The sequence below is a fragment of the Pseudarthrobacter sp. NPDC092202 genome (assembly GCF_044755505.1).
Taxonomy (GTDB): Bacteria; Actinomycetota; Actinomycetes; order Actinomycetales; family Micrococcaceae; genus Arthrobacter.
This window is the reverse complement of record NZ_JBIVRG010000009.1, coordinates 16774-34071: the sequence shown is the minus strand read 5'-3', so window position 1 is coordinate 34071 and position 17298 is coordinate 16774. Positions and strand designations below refer to the sequence as shown.

General features: G+C 66.1%; 18 protein-coding genes and 2 riboswitches. Of the genes, 5 read left to right on the top strand and 13 right to left on the bottom strand.

The features are described from left to right. Positions 1-29: 29 nt before the first annotated feature. The 9 genes from fdhD to ACIQF4_RS14025 form a co-directional block, all read right to left on the bottom strand. On the bottom strand, positions 30-905 hold the full coding sequence (gene fdhD / locus ACIQF4_RS14065) for a formate dehydrogenase accessory sulfurtransferase FdhD (protein WP_400516393.1): 876 nt from the start codon (positions 903-905) through the stop codon (positions 30-32). 81 nt (positions 906-986) lie between these two features. Then, on the bottom strand, positions 987-2363 hold the full coding sequence (locus tag ACIQF4_RS14060) for a molybdopterin molybdotransferase MoeA (RefSeq protein WP_400516394.1): 1377 nt from the start codon (positions 2361-2363) through the stop codon (positions 987-989). Then, entirely contained in the window at positions 2360-2653 is a 294-nt protein-coding gene (locus ACIQF4_RS14055) for a DUF6457 domain-containing protein (RefSeq protein WP_231457541.1), read from the bottom strand. Before ACIQF4_RS14055 ends, ACIQF4_RS14060 begins: the two co-directional genes overlap by 4 nt. A 16-nt stretch (positions 2654-2669) precedes the next feature. Beyond that, the gene (locus ACIQF4_RS14050) at positions 2670-3314 is read right to left on the bottom strand and encodes a molybdenum cofactor guanylyltransferase (RefSeq protein WP_400516395.1); all 645 of its coding nucleotides are present in this window, start codon (positions 3312-3314) and stop codon (positions 2670-2672) included. A gap of 48 nt (positions 3315-3362) precedes the next feature. Further along, on the bottom strand, positions 3363-3863 hold the full coding sequence (locus ACIQF4_RS14045) for an HNH endonuclease (RefSeq protein WP_350004855.1): 501 nt from the start codon (positions 3861-3863) through the stop codon (positions 3363-3365). Positions 3864-4141: 278 nt separating this feature from the next. Continuing rightward, positions 4142-4924, bottom strand: a complete 783-nt coding sequence (locus ACIQF4_RS14040; RefSeq protein ID WP_350004857.1) for an NlpC/P60 family protein — start codon at positions 4922-4924, stop codon at positions 4142-4144. Positions 4925-5076: 152 nt separating this feature from the next. Continuing rightward, positions 5077-5772, bottom strand: coding sequence for a C40 family peptidase (locus ACIQF4_RS14035; RefSeq protein WP_400516396.1), 696 nt, complete (start codon positions 5770-5772; stop codon positions 5077-5079). 70 nt (positions 5773-5842) lie between these two features. Next, positions 5843-6016: riboswitch (cyclic di-AMP (ydaO/yuaA leader) on the bottom strand. Between the two features lie 136 nt (positions 6017-6152). Beyond that, positions 6153-6977 (bottom strand): M23 family metallopeptidase, encoded by an 825-nt coding sequence (locus ACIQF4_RS14030; protein ID WP_374152991.1) that lies wholly within the window; start codon positions 6975-6977, stop codon positions 6153-6155. A gap of 10 nt (positions 6978-6987) precedes the next feature. After that, positions 6988-7229: riboswitch (cyclic di-AMP (ydaO/yuaA leader) on the bottom strand. 106 nt (positions 7230-7335) lie between these two features. After that, a complete protein-coding gene (locus ACIQF4_RS14025; RefSeq protein ID WP_350004863.1) occupies positions 7336-8031 on the bottom strand; it encodes a metal-dependent transcriptional regulator in 696 nt (231 codons plus the stop codon). Between the two features lie 303 nt (positions 8032-8334). On the opposite strand from ACIQF4_RS14025, the gene serC reads away from it, so the two are divergent. After that, complete coding sequence (gene serC / locus ACIQF4_RS14020; protein ID WP_400516397.1) at positions 8335-9465, top strand: phosphoserine transaminase; 1131 nt, start codon at positions 8335-8337, stop codon at positions 9463-9465. 203 nt (positions 9466-9668) lie between these two features. Here the strand turns inward: serC and ACIQF4_RS14015 are convergent, their stop codons facing one another. Both ACIQF4_RS14015 and ACIQF4_RS14010 read right to left on the bottom strand, forming a co-directional pair. Then, on the bottom strand, positions 9669-10409 hold the full coding sequence (locus tag ACIQF4_RS14015; protein WP_400516398.1) for a DUF3027 domain-containing protein: 741 nt from the start codon (positions 10407-10409) through the stop codon (positions 9669-9671). A gap of 6 nt (positions 10410-10415) precedes the next feature. After that, positions 10416-10799, bottom strand: a complete 384-nt coding sequence (locus ACIQF4_RS14010; RefSeq protein ID WP_066273868.1) for a cold-shock protein — start codon at positions 10797-10799, stop codon at positions 10416-10418. Positions 10800-11024: 225 nt separating this feature from the next. On the opposite strand from ACIQF4_RS14010, the gene ACIQF4_RS14005 reads away from it, so the two are divergent. From ACIQF4_RS14005 to ACIQF4_RS13995, 3 genes are read left to right on the top strand one after another with little or no spacing between them, the layout of a single operon-like run. Beyond that, positions 11025-11258, top strand: a complete 234-nt coding sequence (locus ACIQF4_RS14005; protein WP_350004869.1) for a hypothetical protein — start codon at positions 11025-11027, stop codon at positions 11256-11258. Between the two features lie 10 nt (positions 11259-11268). Then, on the top strand, positions 11269-13770 hold the full coding sequence (locus tag ACIQF4_RS14000) for a helicase-associated domain-containing protein (protein WP_400516399.1): 2502 nt from the start codon (positions 11269-11271) through the stop codon (positions 13768-13770). After that, a complete protein-coding gene (locus ACIQF4_RS13995) occupies positions 13767-15413 on the top strand; it encodes a DNA repair helicase XPB (protein WP_400516400.1) in 1647 nt (548 codons plus the stop codon). Before ACIQF4_RS14000 ends, ACIQF4_RS13995 begins: the two co-directional genes overlap by 4 nt. Positions 15414-15440: 27 nt before the next feature. On the opposite strand, the gene ACIQF4_RS13990 is transcribed toward ACIQF4_RS13995, so the two are convergent. Further along, positions 15441-16310, bottom strand: a complete 870-nt coding sequence (locus tag ACIQF4_RS13990) for an FHA domain-containing protein (RefSeq protein WP_400516401.1) — start codon at positions 16308-16310, stop codon at positions 15441-15443. A 5-nt stretch (positions 16311-16315) separates the two neighbouring features. Further along, the gene (locus tag ACIQF4_RS13985; protein WP_066273863.1) at positions 16316-16573 is read right to left on the bottom strand and encodes a hypothetical protein; all 258 of its coding nucleotides are present in this window, start codon (positions 16571-16573) and stop codon (positions 16316-16318) included. Between the two features lie 214 nt (positions 16574-16787). Here ACIQF4_RS13985 and ACIQF4_RS13980 point away from each other — a divergent pair, with 214 nt between their 5' ends. After that, positions 16788-17288, top strand: a complete 501-nt coding sequence (locus tag ACIQF4_RS13980) for a DUF427 domain-containing protein (RefSeq protein ID WP_400516402.1) — start codon at positions 16788-16790, stop codon at positions 17286-17288. Positions 17289-17298: the final 10 nt, after the last annotated feature.

Genomic DNA, 17298 nt, shown 5'->3' with positions numbered 1-17298 from the left:
CGGTTCAAGGGGCAGTGGGCTGGATTGGCCTACGCCGGCGCAGCAGCTACGGGGCGCCGTATCCTCCCGTCGCCTGCGTAGATGTTGAGGCTGGTTCCCCGGCTGAAGCCAGCGAGTGTCAGGCCGCTGGCCTCAGCCAGTTCAACTGCAAGGCTGGATGGCGCACTCACGGCAGCCAGGACAGGTATCCCGGCCAAAGCAGCCTTCTGGACCAATTCGAAGGATGCCCGGCCCGAGACCTGGAGGACCGTGCCGCTGAGGGGCAGCAGGCCTTCACGCAAGGCCCACCCCACTACCTTGTCCACGGCGTTGTGCCGTCCCACGTCCTCCCGGAGGCACAGAAGGTTCGCGCCGCCGTCGTCCCCGATGCGGAAGAGGCCCGCTGCATGGACACCCCCAGTGTCATCGAAGAGCCGCTGGGACTGCCGAAGAATGTCCGGAAGCGAGGCGAGCACCTCGGCGGAAACGATCAGGGGATCCGCGGCGGGGGTGAAGTGCGAGGACTTGCTGACGGACTCGATGGAATCGGTGCCGCAAATACCACATGAGCTGGAGGTGTACACATGCCGGCCCATGGACGGAGCCTCTACATCCGGCCGCAACTGGGCCTCCACCACATTAAAGGTCTGGACGCCGTTTTCGTCCTCGCCGGCGCAGAAGCGCAGCGACACCAGTTGCCCGGAATCCCAGATGACGCCCTCGGACACCAGGAACCCGGCCACCAGGTCGAAGTCATGGCCAGGGGTCCGCATGGTCACGGAATAGGACATGCTGCCCAGCCGGATTTCCAGCGGTTCCTCCACCGCCAGGACATCCTCCCGGTACCGGACCGGGAACTCGAGGGCGTTCGGGGAGCCATCCAGCACGTACTTGTGCACCTTGCGGCGCTGGGTTACACGTCCCATGTCCCACCGTTCCTGTTCATGACTCCATCATCGCAACCGCCCAGGGTTGATGCCAGCGCAGCGGCCGTTCCCCTGGCCTCGTCAGCCAAGGAGCTCGGACCAGTCCACTGGACCGGCGGCTGCGGGTTTGGCGGCTGTCCGGCCCGTCCGTCCCGCGCTGCGCGTCTTTGGTTTCGCGTTGGGGTCGGGGGGCGCAGGGATGGGCGGCCCCCAGGGCAGGGCGAAGGCCGGCACCAGTTCGCCGAGCTTCACCCCGTGGGGAGGAACAACCATTACGCCGTCGGCGGAGGCCAGTCCCCGCATCATGCCGGGGCCGGTGTGCTGGGCGGGCGAGGCCATCCCGTAGAGCAGGCGGAACGGCATAAGGCGGGTGCGCCCTGGTTCCGGCTCAAGGGTGGTTCCGCATGGCACTTTCTGCACCGCCGGCATGTCGCCGTGTCCCAGCGCCGCCAACAGCGGCGCGCCCACCGTGGACAGCGCGATCATGGCGGCAAGCGGATTCCCCGGCAATCCCAGCACGAAGCGTCCGTCCGGAAGTTCGGCCAGGACGGCAGGATGCCCCGGACGCATGGCCACGCCGTCGATGATCAAGCGGCCTCCCAGCTCCGCTACGGCCCTGCGAAGATGGTCCGTGCCGGATTTTCCCGTCCCGCCGGTGGTAATGACGACGTCGGCCGGCAGGTCCGGTGCACCCGGCAGCTCCGGCACCACGTCCTCCAGTGCGCCGAGCCACTCAGCATAGGAATCGCCGATCCTTTGCTGTCCGCCGGGTATCCCGCCCAGCATGCCCACCACTGCCGGCAGTTGCGGGCCGAAGGTGTCCCGGACCTGCCCGGGGACGGGCACGCCGTGGCCAACCACCTCGGAACCGGTCAGCAGCAGCCGGACCATCGGCTTACCCTGGACCACAAGTTCGTCGTACCCGGCAAGGGCAGCCAGCGCCAGATGCGCGGGGTTGAGCACCACTCCTGCCTTGACAAGGACGTCACCTTCCGAAGCCTCCTCACCCGCTTTCCGCACATGCTGGCCGGTGCGGGGCTCGCCGGGGCGGGCCGTCCCGCCGGTTACCAGGATGGGCAGTCCATCCTCGTCCTCGTCCAGCCGGGCGCTTTCGCTGCGCAGTACCGACTTGCCACCCAGCGGGATGAGCCCCCCTGTGGCGATAGGACTGGCCTGGTGGGGAGCAAGGGGGGTGCCGGGTTCAACAAGGATCCACGGCGCGGTGCCGTTCACCGCCCAGCCGTCCATGGCTGACGACGCATAGTGGGGCATGTCCTGCAGCGCCACAATATCTTGCTCAAGTTTTCGTCCGAGCGCCAGTTCAAGCGCGACCGGTCCGGCGGGAATCGGATGGGCGGCGTCAAAGGCGGCCTCGCGGGCCTCGTCCCACGTGTGGTCAAGGTGCCGGGGATGGTCAGCGTCGGGTTTGCTTGGTTCCTTCTGGGCGTCGCTGGTCATCCGCCGGGAGTCCCGGCGGCTTCAGCATCGTAGTCGGCGGCCAGGGCACGGGCCACGGCGAGCGCGGATTCCATGGAAGCGGCGTTCGTTGGCTGCCCGGACCCGGATGCCAGGCCAGCGGCGTAGCCGGCAATGAAGGTGGTCAGCGGCGCTGCCGGGCGGACCACTGAATGGGCGGCCACGCCAGCCAAGGCAAGGATGGCGTTGACATCCACCTGGACGTCCTCAAGCTCATAGGCCTGGAGCAGGGACCTGCACCACTCCTCCAGCGTTTCATCCTGACTTTTCACGAACGTGCCTCCCAAGTTAACTGCGGCTGCGCCGGTCCTGGCTGTTGTCCTGGCTCCCGGCGGCAATCCCTAGTGCGGCGGCATCATCCCACGTGTCCACGTCGGCCGTGGAACCTGCGGGGACGGTGACAGGCTGCACCTCCAGACTAGCAAGCAGCGAACGCACGGAGCCGTTGATTAGCGTACCGCGTGCAGCCAGTTCCGCTGCCGCCCTTTTTAACCCAGCCGTGCGGTACATGCCGGCCAGCGGCTGGAGGGTCCCGTCAGCAGAGCGGGCCATGACTCCGTCTCCCCTTGCCGGGACCAGCGCTTCTTTCAACACCGCCACGGCATCCTGGACAAAGGGCATATCGCACGCCAGCACGAGGGTGTATTCCGATGCGGGGCTGCAGTGCCGCGCAAGAGCCTCCAGCCCGGCGGAGATAGCAGCTGCCGGACCCGCGAACTCAGGCTCTTCCCGGCACCAGATCACCCCCGTAACCGTAGAATCTGCGCGCGGACCCACCACCACAGTGCTGGTGGCGCCCGCAGACGCGGCCAGCGCCCGCTGCAGGAGGGTGGCATGGTGGAACACGAGGTCCTGCTTGGGCACTCCGCCCAACCGGGACGACCGGCCGCCGGCCAGGATCACGGCATCGAAAGGCAACCGGCTCTCTTCCACTCCCCCAGCCTAGCTGTATGGATCAGGAATGCCTGGTGCAGGTTGGGGTCAAGCTGCGCGCTCGGGCAGCAGGAACGGATCCCACGCAGGGGTGGGCTTTTCGAGTTCCTTGATCTGCCAGATGGTTCCGTGCGGGGGTTCCGGGACGAATCTCAGCTTCCACCCCATTTCAGCAGGAGTATGGTCGCCCTTGACGTTGTTGCAACGAAGGCAGGCCGCGACCAGGTTCTCCCAGGAATCCGCACCGCCGCGGGACTTTGGGTGGACATGGTCGATGGTGTGGGCCGCTTTTCCGCAGTAGGCGCACCGGTGGCCATCGCGCCTCAGCACGCCCCGGCGGCTGACAGCGGTGGCCTGGTTGTACCTCGGACGGATATAGCGGTTCAGGAGGATAACGGACGGGCGGCCCAATATCTCCTGGGGGCCCACCACGGGATCGTCACCCTCAGCAACCACACTGGCTTTACCCGTGAGCACAAGCACCAGCGCCCGGCGGAACGTGATAACCGCCAGCGGTTCATATCCAGCATTCAGAACGAGAGTGCGCATGCACGTACCTCTTCACGGCCGCACCCGTCAGGGGCACGAGGGCCGGCTGCCCTCGGCATGTCCGGGCTATGGATCGACACCACAAGAGTAAACATAGAAGCCCACTATCAGCTAATCGCGGTTTCCCAAAACTGCCGTGTCGGGCCAGCGGGCGTATCGGGCGGCCGGGGGCTGCGCCTGGCCGGTAGCCACCCAACCGGCGTTTAAAAGCAAGAACCCCTGCCGCCAGGGCAGGGGTTCTTGTGCCGCCCCTGTGGGACGGCCTAGCGCGGAGCTAATTAGTTCACGCGGATGAAAACGGGGCCGGAGCCAACGTTGGCGCTGAAGACGACCGTCTGGTTTCCGTTGTATCCACCGTGGACGGCCTGGCCGTTGCCCGCGTAGACAGCGATGTGGGCCATGCCTGCGCCACCGTCTGCGTAGTAGATCAGGTCGCCGGGCTGCGCTTCGGCGGCGCTTACGGTGCGGCCCAGGGAGAGGTAGCCTGCGGGCCAGTCGTGGAAGTTGATGCCCACTGCTGCCAGGGAGTTGGTGACCAGCATGGTGCAGTCCTGGGTGACACCCAGCTGGGCGTACGCTGCCGAGAGGATGGCTGCGCCCTTGCCGCTGGCGGAAGCAGCAGGAGCTGCAGCGGGCGCGGAGGCTGTGGTTACCTTGGCGGTTACCTTGGGGGCTGCAGCAGGCTGGGCGGCGGCCGGAGCCGGCTCGGCTTCCTTGACCTCAACAGGCGCGGGCTCTTCCTCGACAACGACGACAGGCGCGGGCGTGGTGGTAACGGCCGGCTTTTCGAAGGTGATGGCGATGGTGGAGGCAGCGGAGATCGGCGCCTCGACGGAGGACTCTACTTCCAGGGTGGACGCGGGGGCAGAGTCGCGCTGGACGCTGGAGTCAGCTGCGTTTGCAGCGATGCCGCTGGTGAGCACCAGGCCGGAAGCGGCGGCGATAACCGCTGCCTGGCGGCCCATGCCACCGGCGTTGTCGCCAACAGCCTTGGCAATAACAGCGATTGAGTTGGTCTTGGTGACTTCGGCGCGATGCCGTGCGGTGGCACGAGTAGTCATCAGTTCTCTCTTTCGTTTTCCTCAGGCCGTTGTGGGCACCAAGGGGTCTGGGCCTGCCGGCATCTTGGGGGTACGCCGGCAGGCCCCGAACGGGGATGTGGTGTGTGGAAAGGGGTGCAAAGAAATAGTTCTTGGGCCCGAAGGCCCAAGAACTATTTGTTGATCGTGAAGAAGGCGGAGCTTCCGGTGGCGGCTACCGAGTGGAGGAGCGTGCCCTGGGAGGGGTTGAGCGCGCTGATCATCATGCCGTTGCCCACGTAGATGCCCACGTGCGCGCCACCGTTCTGCATAACCAGGTCACCCGGCTGCGGAGTGGAGGTGGGCGTCATTGCGGTCCAGGCGTTGACGCGCGGGATGCTGATGCCGGCCTGGGCGTAGACCCACTGGGTGAACCCTGAGCAATCCCAGCCGTTGGGGGTGGTGCCTCCCCAGACGTAGGGACGGCCGATGCCGGTGTATGCGAGTGCGGCAATGCCGGAGGTAGAGGCCGAGGAAACCGTCTCTGCCAGCTTCTCAGCTGCAGCTTCGGGAGCCGCTGCGGTGGAGGCCGTCCGGGTAGCGGCAGCAGTGCGGTCCTCCGAATCGGTGGACTGCGCCCGCACGGGAGCCGGCTTCGGTGCGGCGGTGGTCTTCACCACGGGACGCTCGAAGGAGACAGTCGCGGTGGGTGCTGCGGTGACCGCCAGGGCGGACTGGGCAGACCCGGACTCGGTGGAAGCGGAAACGCCGGCGGTGGTGTCCGCGGCGTTGGCAGGCAGGCCCATGCTGAGGATGAGACCGGAAGCAGCTGCGATAACCGCAGCCTGGCGACCTACTGTCCCGGCATTGGCACTAACAGCCTTGGACACTGTGTCCAAGGGGTTGGTACGAACCGTTTGCGCACGGTGGCGCGCAGAATGATGGCGTGAAGACACGAAGGTAGCCTCTCCCAATGCCTGCGAGGTGAGCTGTCGGATTCGGATGGGAGTCACCCGGCCGCGCGGCTTCCAAGGAAGTTTTGCGACTTAACCCCAAGGCCTTCGCTGAAGCAAAGACCAAAATTGGTTCCCCCGCCCCTGCCAGACGATGAAATGCGAACGGACCTTGAGCGGTGGCAGAGCTAGGCAATCCGCACAAGAGCGTCAACTTCGGAAAAGTTGACGCGAGTTAGACGGTACAGCAGTTTTCGGTGAATGTCACATTCAGGTCACGGCGGGTCACGATGATTCGATAGCAAACCATCATTTGACTACAGCCAGCCCGTGGGATCGACGACTTCGCCGTTGACCTGCACCTCGAAGTGAAGGTGGCAGCCGGTGGAAGCACCCGTGGTTCCGCTGAGGGCCAGGACATCGCCCCGGGAGACCGTCTGTCCCTCCGTGACGCTGATGGACGAAAGGTGGTTGTACGTGGTTTCCAGGCCGTTGCCATGGTCCACCACCACCCGGTTTCCACCGCCGTACTGGTGCCAGCCCACGAACGTTACGGTGCCGGTGGCAGCCGCCAGCACCGAGGTGCCGCATTGGGCAACGTAGTCCTGGCCGCGGTGGAAGTCACCCGCGCCGCCGGTGATGGGGCTGACCCGGTAACCGAACGCGGAGGCAGTGGAGAGCGCGGCCAGCGGAGCGCCGAGGCTTCCGGCCGAGGCCGCGCGGGACACCGAACCTGCGGACTGGGCGCTGAGCAGCTGCTTCAGCTTGCCATCGGGGTCTGCCTGGGTCACCACGGCAGAGCGGCTGAAGTCGATCTGGGCGCCGGCCTCCGCGGATACCTGCGGCTGCGGGGTAACAGCAGATGCTGCCACCGGGGTAACGCCGCTTGCGTTGTCGGTTGCCATGACGGGACTTGTTGCCGGAACGGTCACGGTCAACACCAGGCCGGTGGCAGCAAGAGCGATTCCGGCCTTCTGTGCGATCCCGCTGGCTGCGGCAAATTCGGTGATCTGCCGGAAGGGTCCTCGACGGCGGCGGGCGTCACGGTGCGGATCGCGGGGGCGTTCCGTGGTGATGACCTCGACAACGCGCGGCGTTGAAACGGGAGACGCCGCGCGGCGGCGCCCCTTGGGGGTCTCTATGGACAAGAAGGGTTCCTCTCTGGAAAGCCTGCGAAGTTAGCTGTCGGATTCGGGTCAGAGAGTTCAAAGACCCGGTCCGCCTAGGCAAGCCCGGCACAGAGGTATCCCCGGAAGGATCCTTCACTGGAAGAGGCTTGCTGCTGACGGACTTCACCCCAAGGCAGTCCCCCGTCTGCCGGTTGTGGTTCCCCCGCCTCTGCCAGTAATGACTCGTGCACCTGATCCGCTGGCAGAGCTCGGCTCCGGATCAGGTAACGCTTTAGTATCTACGCTTGCGTTTAACTATAGGGCCAGAAGGCCCAAAGTAACAATTCCGTTATCTTTGGCTGATGCGCTCCGAGCGGGTACAGCGCGGGAGTTACCGGATGGCGACGAAGACGTGGGCCGCCACCTCAGGCGGCAACTCCAGCGCACCTTCGATGCCGGGCACCCGGACCGAAATGTAGTCCCCCACCCGCTCCAGCGAGACTGCGGCTCCCGGACGGATTCCGCCCTCGTCCAGCTGGACCAGCAGCTCGGGCTCCACCTGGATCGGCTCAGCCAACCGGCTTACGGTCACCTCCGACGCCGGGCCATAGGACTTCATTGCTTCAAGCAGGCTGATGGCGCCGTCAGCGAAGCCTGCGGACGCCTGGCCCCCAAGGGCAGCCAGGCCAGGGATAGGGTTTCCGTACGGTGACTCGGTCGGATGGTCAAGCAGTTCGTAGATGCGCCGCTCCACGCGTTCGCTCATAACATGCTCCCAGCGGCAGGCTTCGTCATGGACGTACGCCCAGTCCAGGCCGATAACGTCCGCCAGCAGCCGCTCCGCCAGCCGGTGCTTGCGCATCACTTCGGTAGCGCGCTTCCGGCCGGTTTCCGTCAGCTCCAGGTGCCGGTCGCCGGAGACAACCACCAGGCCATCCCGCTCCATCCTGCCGATGGTCTGGGAGACCGTGGGTCCTGAGTGGCGCAGGCGTTCGGCGATCCGGGCCCGGAGGGCAACGATGTTCTCTTCCTCAAGCTCCAAGATGGTCCGAAGGTACATCTCCGTAGTGTCGATCAGATCCGTCATCCAGCTCAGCTCCTCGAGCGCAGTACCTTGCGTTGTCCCACCGTATATCGCCATCCGCGCGACGTAGTCCGTTGGAAAGCTTAGCCTATTTTGACTTTGTCCGAATAGTTGGCGGCCGCCGCCGGGGCCCGTCCCAACGTCTTGGTCTCTGTCTCAATTTCTGGACTATGACGGTGCCGGTTCCCGCCCCACCGCCTGTTCAGGCAGAATGAGGGGGGCCGAAAGTCGCAGTCACAGCCGACTGTCCGCCAACCAACCACCCGTCCGGACCCCAACCGCGTCCACGCCGACATTGGAGCACCTGTGAGCGAAAACAGCATCACTATTCCCGCCGACCTCCTGCCCAAGGACGGACGGTTCGGCGCCGGCCCGTCAAAGGTCCGGCAGGAGCAGATCGATGCGCTTTCCGCTGCTTCCAAAACCATCCTCGGAACCTCGCACCGGCAGGCTCCGGTGAAAAACCTGGTCGGGTCCGTACGCGAGGGCCTCAGCCAGTTCTTCCGTGCCCCCGAGGGCTATGAAGTGGTCCTCGGCGTCGGCGGTTCCACTGCGTTCTGGGACATTGCCAGCTTCGGCCTGGTGGAGCAGAAGGCCCAGCACCTCTCGTTCGGTGAATTCGGGTCCAAGTTCGCTGCCGCCACCAACAAGGCGCCCTTCCTGGATGCCTCATCAATCATCAAATCCGAACCAGGTACGCGCCCTGCTGCCCAGGCTGAAGCGGGTGTCGATGCCTACGCCTGGCCGCAGAACGAGACTTCCACGGGCGTCTCCGCCCCCGTGAAGCGGGTAGCGGGTGCCGACGAGGGCGCGCTGGTGCTGGTCGACGCGACGTCGGCCGCCGGCGGCCTGGACGTGGACGTGGCGGAGAGCGACGTCTACTACTTCGCCCCGCAGAAGAACTTTGCCTCCGACGGCGGACTCTGGCTTGGCCTGTTCTCCCCCGCCGCCCTGGACCGCGCGGCGCGTATCAAGTCCACCGACCGCTGGATCCCCGATTTCCTCGACCTGCAGACCGCAATCGACAACTCACGGCTGAACCAGACCTACAACACGCCGTCGCTGTCCACCCTGGTGACACTGGATGCACAGGTGCAGTGGCTGAACGGCAACGGCGGCTTGGACTTCGCCGCCGCGCGCACTGCCGATTCCGCCGGCCGCATCTACAGCTGGGCCGAAGCTTCCGAATTCGCCACCCCGTTCGTCACCAACCCGGACGAGCGCTCCAACGTCATCGCCACCATCGACTTTGACGAGTCAGTGGATGCAGCCGTGGTGGCAAAGGTCCTGCGGGCCAACGGCGTCGTGGACACCGAGCCCTACCGCAAGCTCGGCCGCAACCAGCTGCGCATCGCCACTTTCGTGGCCATCGAGCCCGACGACGTTTCTGCGCTGCTGGCCAGCATCGACTTCGTGGTGGGCGAACTGCGCAAGTAGCGGTCCGCCGGCAGTCCGGCCGCGGCTCACCAAAGGGTCGCGGCTCACCGAACTGGGGGCGTTACCGAACTGCCGGGCCTTACCGAGCTGCCGGGCCTTACCGAGCTGGGCAGGGCATTAATGTACGACGGCGCCGCCCGGGAACAGTCCCGGGCGGCGCCTTTGTGTACGTGGTGAAGACTGCATCCTGAGGTGCGGCCTGCCTAAGGCCTGGCGGCGCTGTCCTCAGTGGGCTGGGCTTCTACAGGCTGGGCTTCTACAGGCTGCGCTTCTACAGGCTGCGCTTCTGCGAACGGGGCGGGCGCACCCGGGGCGGCGGCTCCGGCTTCAGCGGGCTCGACGACGGGCCCGGTTCCGGCAGGCTCCGTTGCGGCCGCGTCCTGGCTCCCGGCCCCAGGGGCGCCGTCTTGGGCTTCACCTTCTGCCGGATTGCCTTCCTGCCCGCCAGTTTCCGGATTCCCTACCCGTACCTGGTCCTGCTCCTGGTCCTGTTCCTGCTCGTCCTCGGGCCGGACGCGTTCAGCCCACGGCACCCACTCCGGGGCAAGGATCGAATCTTCCGACGGCAGCAGGCCGAGCTCGCTGACCGTGACCACCTTGGAGCGGGAGTTGCGGGTAAGTACCGCATACCACTGCCAGCCCAGGTAGCCAGGCAACCTGGATTCAAACAGGTGCGTTACCAGGCGGTCGCCCTCGCTTTTGGCAGCCAGGTGGCGGCCAATGGTGGGCGCCGCCGTGATTTCCTCCACAGCCGAACGCGCCGTGTCCACGGCAGCGGCGAGGAAGGCATCCGGCTTCCCTGTCCGCCATGCCGGGACGCCCGCTCGGCGCTTGGACACAGCCCTGGCCCCTGCAACGGCCGGGCCGGCGGCGCCCGGGCCACCCGTCGTCGTGCTGTCCTGTTCCGGCACAGCTGGGACCGGCTGTTCAGCTTCGGGGTTCATCAGTGCCTAAACGTCCAGCTCGTCGGCAACCTTACGCAGGGCAGCGGCGATGGCCTTGCCCTTGTTGCCTTCCGGGTATTTGCCTGCGGAGAGGGTTCCGGACAGATTATCCAGGACCGTCACCAGATCCTGCACGAGAGGAGCGAGGTCCTTGGCACTGGGCCGCTTTGCCTTGGCAATGGAGGGTGTCTTGTCCAGCACGCGCAGGCCCAGGGCCTGGGCGCCCTTCCGGCCGTCAGCCACACCGAATTCAACCCTGGTGCCGGCCTTAAGCTCTGTTACGCCCTCGGGCAGCGACGATTTAGGCAGGAATACCTCCTGGCCGTCCTCGCCCGCGAGGAAACCAAAGCCCTTGTCCTTGTCATACCACTTGACCTTGCCGGTAGGCACGTAATCAACCTTCTTCGTTCTGCGTCTTCTGACACGGCCGCCCGCCACCGCATCCGCATTGCTGTGCGGGTTTAGGGTATGGCGGCTGCAGACCGTGTTGGTCTATCCCTCAAGGTTATCCTGCCCACCGCCCTATTCCTGCTTTAACCCGCCCCGCGGAGCCATTCAAGGGCTCCGTGCAGCAACGTTCACGCCGGAGGGTGCGGGAGCTGTAGCGTTACGTCCATGACACCCTCGCGTTATCGGCGTGCCCTGATGATCACCGCCGCAGCTGTCGCCGTGCTCTCCCTGGTGGCGGTAGGGGCTGTGATGGCTTTGGCTTTCGCGGGGTCAGTGGCCCCCGCCTGGGTGACGTACTCGGCGCTCTACGGCCTGCCGCTCGCCTTCCTCCTGATGCTTTTCCTGGTTCTGGACAGCGTTGCCGGGCGGCGCCGGGCAGGAAAGCCGGACCAGCGGTAACGTTGGACTGATGTCCCTCATTCGTGCGTTGAGCAAGGAGCTGGAGGCACGCAGCGACGATTCCCTGCGTGCGCTGTTCGACGCCCGGCCGGACCTCATTTCTCCGCCTGTCCCCGACTTCAGTGCCCTCGCGGCGCGGGCCAGCGCCCGGCTCAGCGTGCAGCGTGCGCTGGAGCGGCTTAACAGGCCACAAATGCAGGTCCTCGAAACACTGCACCTGTGCACCAATACGGACACCGGGCACAGCGCCTCGGCGGCCGGACTCCGCAAAATGATTCCGGGATCGTCGGGAGCCGCGGTTGAGCGGATCCTGCATACGCTGCAGGAGCTGGCGCTGGTGCACCGCGCCGAGCCTCCGCACGGGACCCCGGATTCTGCGGCAAAACAGCGCCACTACCTGCCAGTGGGTTCCTTGAAGGACGTGGTGGGGATCTATCCCGCCGGGCTGGGCAGGAGCTACACGGAACTCGTCCGGCTGCAGCCTGCCTTCGCGCAGCGCGTTGTCCAGCTGGTCTCCGAGCTGCACCGCAGCGGCGTGGCCATCCATGACGCCACCACGCCCATGGAGGCCGCGCTTGCGCTGCAGCACTGGACTTCCTCTCCTGACGCCCTCAACAGCATCCTGTCTACTGCCCCGGAGCGGACGACGGCGCTGCTCGCCAGGTTCCGCAACTGGGCTATGGGCGCAGTCCCCCAGGCACAACGCAAGGCTTCCATCACCACGGAGGGGTCCGACGTCGGGCCCGTCGACTGGCTGCTGGCACGCGGACTGCTGGTGCCGCTGGACGCCGCGCACGTGGAGCTGCCCCACAGCGTGGGGCTCTCACTGCGCGGCGGGGCGATCATCAATGATTTCACTTTGCAGCCCCCCGTCCCTGAGCTTGGCCGGACCTCGGCGGTACTTCGCAGGAACGCTGCGCTCAGCGCAATATCGGAAACGTTGCGGCTCATGGGCGAGCTCCTCCACGCCGTACGGGACCAGCCCCTGGCTACGCTGCGCAGCGGGGGCGTAGGGGTGCGCGAAATGAGGCGGCTGGCCGAATTGCTGCGGATCGACCACCAGCAGGCGGGCCTCCTGCTGGAACTGGCCGCGCTGGCAGGCCTGATCCGGCTGGACGTCGATTCCTCGTCCTGGGTCCAGCCTCCGCAGCTGGAATGGCTTGCCCTGCCGCGCCAGGAGCAGTGGCTCTGGCTGGTAAATGCCTGGCTGGCCAGCGAGCGGGTACCGTCCCTGGTGGGCCAGCCCATTAATGGTTCGCGCGGCGGGCCGGCGGCGCACCGTTCCGCCTCTGGAAGCACCATTATTGCGTTGTCGGCCGAAGCCCAACGGCCTGATGCCCCGCTGGTCCGCAAACGCATCCTCGAAATCCTGCACGAGCTGACCGTGGAGGCGGGCCCGGCGGACGGCACCGCCCCGGTGCTGGACGCGGCAGCGGTTCTCCAGCGCGCCGAGTGGGCCCAGCCGCGGATGGCACGGCGCTTCAGCTCGATGATCCGCGGCGTTCTCAGCGAGGCTGAGCTCCTGGGCCTGGTGGGCTCCGGCGCCCTCAGCCAGTTGGGCAGCGCGCTGGCGGAAGACAACCCTGAGGCCGCCCTTGCCATCCTGGGCGAACACCTGCCGGCGGCTTTGAGCCATGTCCTGCTCCAGGCAGACCTGACCGCAGTCGCCCCCGGGTACCTCGCCCCCGCACTGACCGAAAAACTGCTGGTCCTGGCTGATGCCGAAGGCCAGGGGCCGGCCACCATCTACCGCTTTTCGGAAGCCTCCATCAAGCGGGCCCTGGACACGGGATATGACGCTGCCGGCATCATGGACTTCCTTCGCGAGCACTCCGCCACCGCGGTGCCCCAGCCGCTGCAATACCTCGTGGAGGACACAGCCCTGCGTCATGGAAGGCTCCGCGTGGGGACAGCGGCCAGCTTTGTCCACAGCGAGGACGAGGGCACCTTGCTGGAGCTCCTTTCCGGGCCGAAGGCAGCTGCCCTGAAACTGGAGAAGATCGCCCCCACGGTCCTGGTCTCCTCCGCGCCGCCGCGGGAAACCGCGCAGGTTCTCCGCAGCCTGGGCCTCTCCCCTTCCGTGGACGGCGCGGATGAGCCCGTGGTCCGGCTCCGCGGAACCCACACCGCCCAGGACGCCCGCCCGGTGTACACCGCGCCGCGGACGGCGCCCGGGACGGAGGAGGTGGAAGCCCAGCTCGCGGTCCTGCGCCAGGGCGGCGCCGCCGTCGGACACCGCGGTGGCTCCGGAGACCACACCGGCGAGACGGGAACGCAACTGGGACTCGAGGCCCTGCAGCGCGCCATCAGGCTCAAGCAGCGGATCAGCATGAACGTGGTGGACGGCCTGGGGAATGCCAACCTGGAAACGGTTGTTCCGCTCTCTGTAAGCGGCGGACGCGTCCGGGTATTTGATCCAGCCAAGGAAACAGAACGGGTGCTGTCCATCCACCGCATCATCGACATTGAGGCTGCAGGGGAATCTGCGCCAGTGAGGGACTTCCCGGCGTGAACGACGGACCTTTGATCGTCCAAAGCGATAAGACCATCTTGCTTGAGGTGGATCACAAGCTGGCCACCGAAGCCCGCCATGCCATCGCACCCTTCGCCGAACTCGAGCGCGCCCCGGAGCATATGCACAGCTACCGGCTCACGCCGCTGGGGCTCTGGAACGCCCGCGCCGCCGGACTGGATGCGGAGAAGGTGCTGGACACATTGCTGAAGTACTCGCGCTTCCCGGTACCCCATTCGCTGCTGATCGATGTCGAAGAAACCATGTCCCGGTACGGACGGCTGCGCCTGGAAAAGGACCCGCAGCACGGGCTGGTCATGCGGACCGATGACTATCCTGTCCTGGAGGAAGTGATCCGGGCCAAGAAGATCCAGCCGCTGCTGGGCCCCCGGATTGACGGCGAAACCGTGGTGGTGCATGCCTCCCAGCGTGGGCAGCTCAAGCAGCTGCTGCTGAAGATCGGCTGGCCTGCGGAGGATCTTGCGGGCTACGTGGACGGCACCCCGCACCTGATCGCGCTGAATGAGGACGGCTGGAAGCTGCGGCCATACCAGCAGATGGCGAGCGACAACTTCTGGTCCGGAGGCAGCGGCGTGGTGGTGCTGCCCTGCGGCGCCGGGAAGACCCTGGTGGGGGCCGCGGCCATGGCCACCGGCTCCACCACCACCCTGATCCTGGTGACCAACACCGTGGCCGCGCGGCAGTGGAAAGATGAACTGCTCAGGCGCACGTCCCTCACCGAGGAAGAAATCGGCGAGTACTCCGGAGCGGTCAAGGAAGTCCGCCCGGTGACCATTGCCACGTACCAGGTCCTCACCATGAAACGCGGCGGCCTCTACCCCCACCTTGAACTGGTGGACGGACACGACTGGGGGTTGATCATCTACGACGAGGTGCATCTCCTGCCCGCGCCGATCTTCCGGATGACGGCGGACCTCCAGGCAAGGCGGCGCCTTGGCCTGACGGCAACGATGGTACGGGAGGACGGCCGCGAGGGCGAGGTGTTCAGCCTGATCGGGCCCAAACGGTACGACGCCCCCTGGAAGGACATCGAGTCGCAGGGCTACATTGCGCCTGCTGACTGCGTGGAAGTCCGCGTCGACCTGCCCAAGGACGAACGGGTCGCCTACGCCATGGCTGAGGACGCGGACAAATACCGCCTGTGCGCCACCTCGGAGTCCAAGACGCAGGTGGTGGAGCAGCTGGTTGGCCGGCATGCCGGCGAACAGCTGCTGGTTATCGGCCAATACATCGACCAGCTGGATGAGCTCGGCGAGCGCCTCAACGCACCCGTGATCAAGGGCGACACCTCGGTGAAGGTGCGCCAGAAACTGTTTGACGCCTTCCGGGCCGGGGAAATCCAGACCCTGGTGGTGTCCAAGGTGGCCAACTTTTCCATCGACCTTCCCGAGGCATCGGTTGCCATCCAGGTGTCGGGCTCATTCGGTTCCCGGCAGGAGGAAGCCCAGCGGCTGGGCAGGCTCCTGCGGCCCAAAAAGGACGGCCGCTCGGCACGCTTCTACTCCCTCGTGGCCCGGGACACGCTGGACCAGGAGTTCGCCGCCAAGCGCCAGCGGTTCCTTGCGGAACAGGGCTATGCGTACCGGATCATGGACGCCAAGGATGTGGAAACGGCTGACTAGGACCATTGCCCGTCAGGCAGAGCAGGGTCAGGTGACGCCGCGCGAGCTGTCCCTTTCCATAGTTCCGGTCCGCGGATCGAGCTGCGGGCGCTCGTAAGCCAGTTCCCCACCGCTGCGGCCGCCGTAAGGACGCCCGTGGTCGGCGAATTCTTCCCGGAAGAAGGCGAGGCACCACTGCCCCATCTGTATCCGGGCGCCTGTACGGAGCACTGAAGGGCCGCCCTGCACCACGCTGCCGCTGACAGTCCCATGCGGCACCAGGACGTACTCGTCCAGCTCGTCATGCCTGATCTCGGCGTGGAGCCCTTCCAGCCCGTCCAGGACGATGTCGGAGCCCGGGTCGCTTCCGATGGTGGTCTTCTCCCCCGCAAGCGTTACCTCCCGGGGGATCTGCCCGGTCCATGTGGCTGCGTCCTGCACGAAGATCAACCGGGGCCGGCCGCTGCCCCGGGTGTAGTGGGTCGTGGTGATCCGGCGGCTGATTTTCCGCCGGACGGTGGGAAGCAGGGGCAAGGGGGTGGACGGCGGCAGCAGCGGGACCGCCGCAGACTTGCGCCGGCCCTGCCTGACAATCGGCACGAGTGCTCCCAGTTTGCCCAGTTTGATGTGCGGGGAGCGGGTCACCAGACGCTGCGAGGCTGGGCTTTTCACCGCGCCCAGGCTCACGATGCTGCCGTCGGGACCGGAGAGGGTGACGCTGAGCCCCTTCCCTGCCAGCATCTCCGCCAGGGGCCTGATTTCCTCGAGTGACGGGATGCCTCCGCCTCCCAGGGGTGCCAGGTTGTCCATGGACACCGTGACGTCCGTGCCCGAGGACCGGGCACTTCCCCTAGTGACCGATCCGGTCCCGTCTGTGTAGGAAAAGTCCAGGTCCATGTCCAGGCGGTATTCAGCCATCTCCGTCAGCCACGGTTCAGATCGGAGCCGGCAGCATCCTTGTCACTGGTTGTGACGCGCAGGCTGCCGTTCAGCTTCCAGGTGGCGCGCGGAGCATCGGGGCCAATGTCACGCGGCACTTCGATGGTCATGTCCACGAACTGGTAGTTGATCGCGGCACCCTTGCCGGTGAGATATGACCACATTTCCTCTGCCAGGTCCGCCCAGTCACGGATGCTGCGTTCATTGGATGCGGTGTTTTCGGATGCACTCAGGTCAGTCATGATGCTTATCCCCTTCATTGGGCCGGAAATCATTGAAAAACGTGGTGTGGAGCAGCCAAGCGTAGATCTGCGGGGGCGGGAGGGCCCTGTGATACCGGATCGGGACGGAGCCAGCCCGGCACCATCACTGTATTCCCGTGCTTCACCGGGCGGAAGGAGTGCAGCACGGAACGTTCTCACTCTGTTTTGGGTTCCCGTCGGGCACACTGGAGGCATGCGCCGCAACGTTACCCCCGATGTGCCCCGTCCCGGACAGGAATCCGCGTGGGACTACCCCCGGCCCCCGCGCGTCGAGCCGGGGACCGAACGGATCCGCATCGTCCTGGGCGGCGAACTGATCCTCGACACCGTTGACTCGCTCCGGGTCCTCGAAACCAGCCACCCGCCGGTCTACTACCTGCCCCGCTCGGCGTTTCGGCCGGGAGCTTTGGCGCCCGCACCCGGAACCAGCTTTTGCGAGTTCAAAGGCACGGCGCACTACCTCACTGTCCGAGGGGGCGGGGCGGTGGCTGAAGCAGCAGCGTGGTTCTACCCGGAGCCAGCAAAGGGGTATGAGGCACTGGCTGACCGGGTGGCCGTGTACCCGGGCAGGATGGACTACTGCGAAGTGGAGGGCGAGAGTGTCCGTCCGCAGGCAGGGGGCTTCTACGGCGGCTGGATCACTGACCGGGTAGCCGGCCCGTTCAAGGGCGAACCGGGGACCATGGGCTGGTAGGCCTCGGCTT

Excerpts from the sequence above, each read along its gene's own strand:
- fdhD (WP_400516393.1), bottom strand. The coding sequence starts at position 905 with ATGGGACGTGTAACCCAGCGCCGCAAGGTGCACAAGTACGTGCTGGAT.
- ACIQF4_RS14060 (WP_400516394.1), bottom strand. The coding sequence starts at position 2,363 with ATGACCAGCGACGCCCAGAAGGAACCAAGCAAACCCGACGCTGACCAT.
- ACIQF4_RS14045 (WP_350004855.1), bottom strand. The coding sequence starts at position 3,863 with ATGCGCACTCTCGTTCTGAATGCTGGATATGAACCGCTGGCGGTTATC.
- ACIQF4_RS14040 (WP_350004857.1), bottom strand. The coding sequence starts at position 4,924 with ATGACTACTCGTGCCACCGCACGGCATCGCGCCGAAGTCACCAAGACC.
- ACIQF4_RS14025 (WP_350004863.1), bottom strand. The coding sequence starts at position 8,031 with ATGACGGATCTGATCGACACTACGGAGATGTACCTTCGGACCATCTTG.
- ACIQF4_RS14015 (WP_400516398.1), bottom strand. The coding sequence starts at position 10,409 with ATGAACCCCGAAGCTGAACAGCCGGTCCCAGCTGTGCCGGAACAGGAC.
- ACIQF4_RS14005 (WP_350004869.1), top strand. The coding sequence starts at position 11,025 with ATGACACCCTCGCGTTATCGGCGTGCCCTGATGATCACCGCCGCAGCT.
- ACIQF4_RS14000 (WP_400516399.1), top strand. The coding sequence starts at position 11,269 with ATGTCCCTCATTCGTGCGTTGAGCAAGGAGCTGGAGGCACGCAGCGAC.
- ACIQF4_RS13990 (WP_400516401.1), bottom strand. The coding sequence starts at position 16,310 with ATGGCTGAATACCGCCTGGACATGGACCTGGACTTTTCCTACACAGAC.
- ACIQF4_RS13985 (WP_066273863.1), bottom strand. The coding sequence starts at position 16,573 with ATGACTGACCTGAGTGCATCCGAAAACACCGCATCCAATGAACGCAGC.
- ACIQF4_RS13980 (WP_400516402.1), top strand. The coding sequence starts at position 16,788 with ATGCGCCGCAACGTTACCCCCGATGTGCCCCGTCCCGGACAGGAATCC.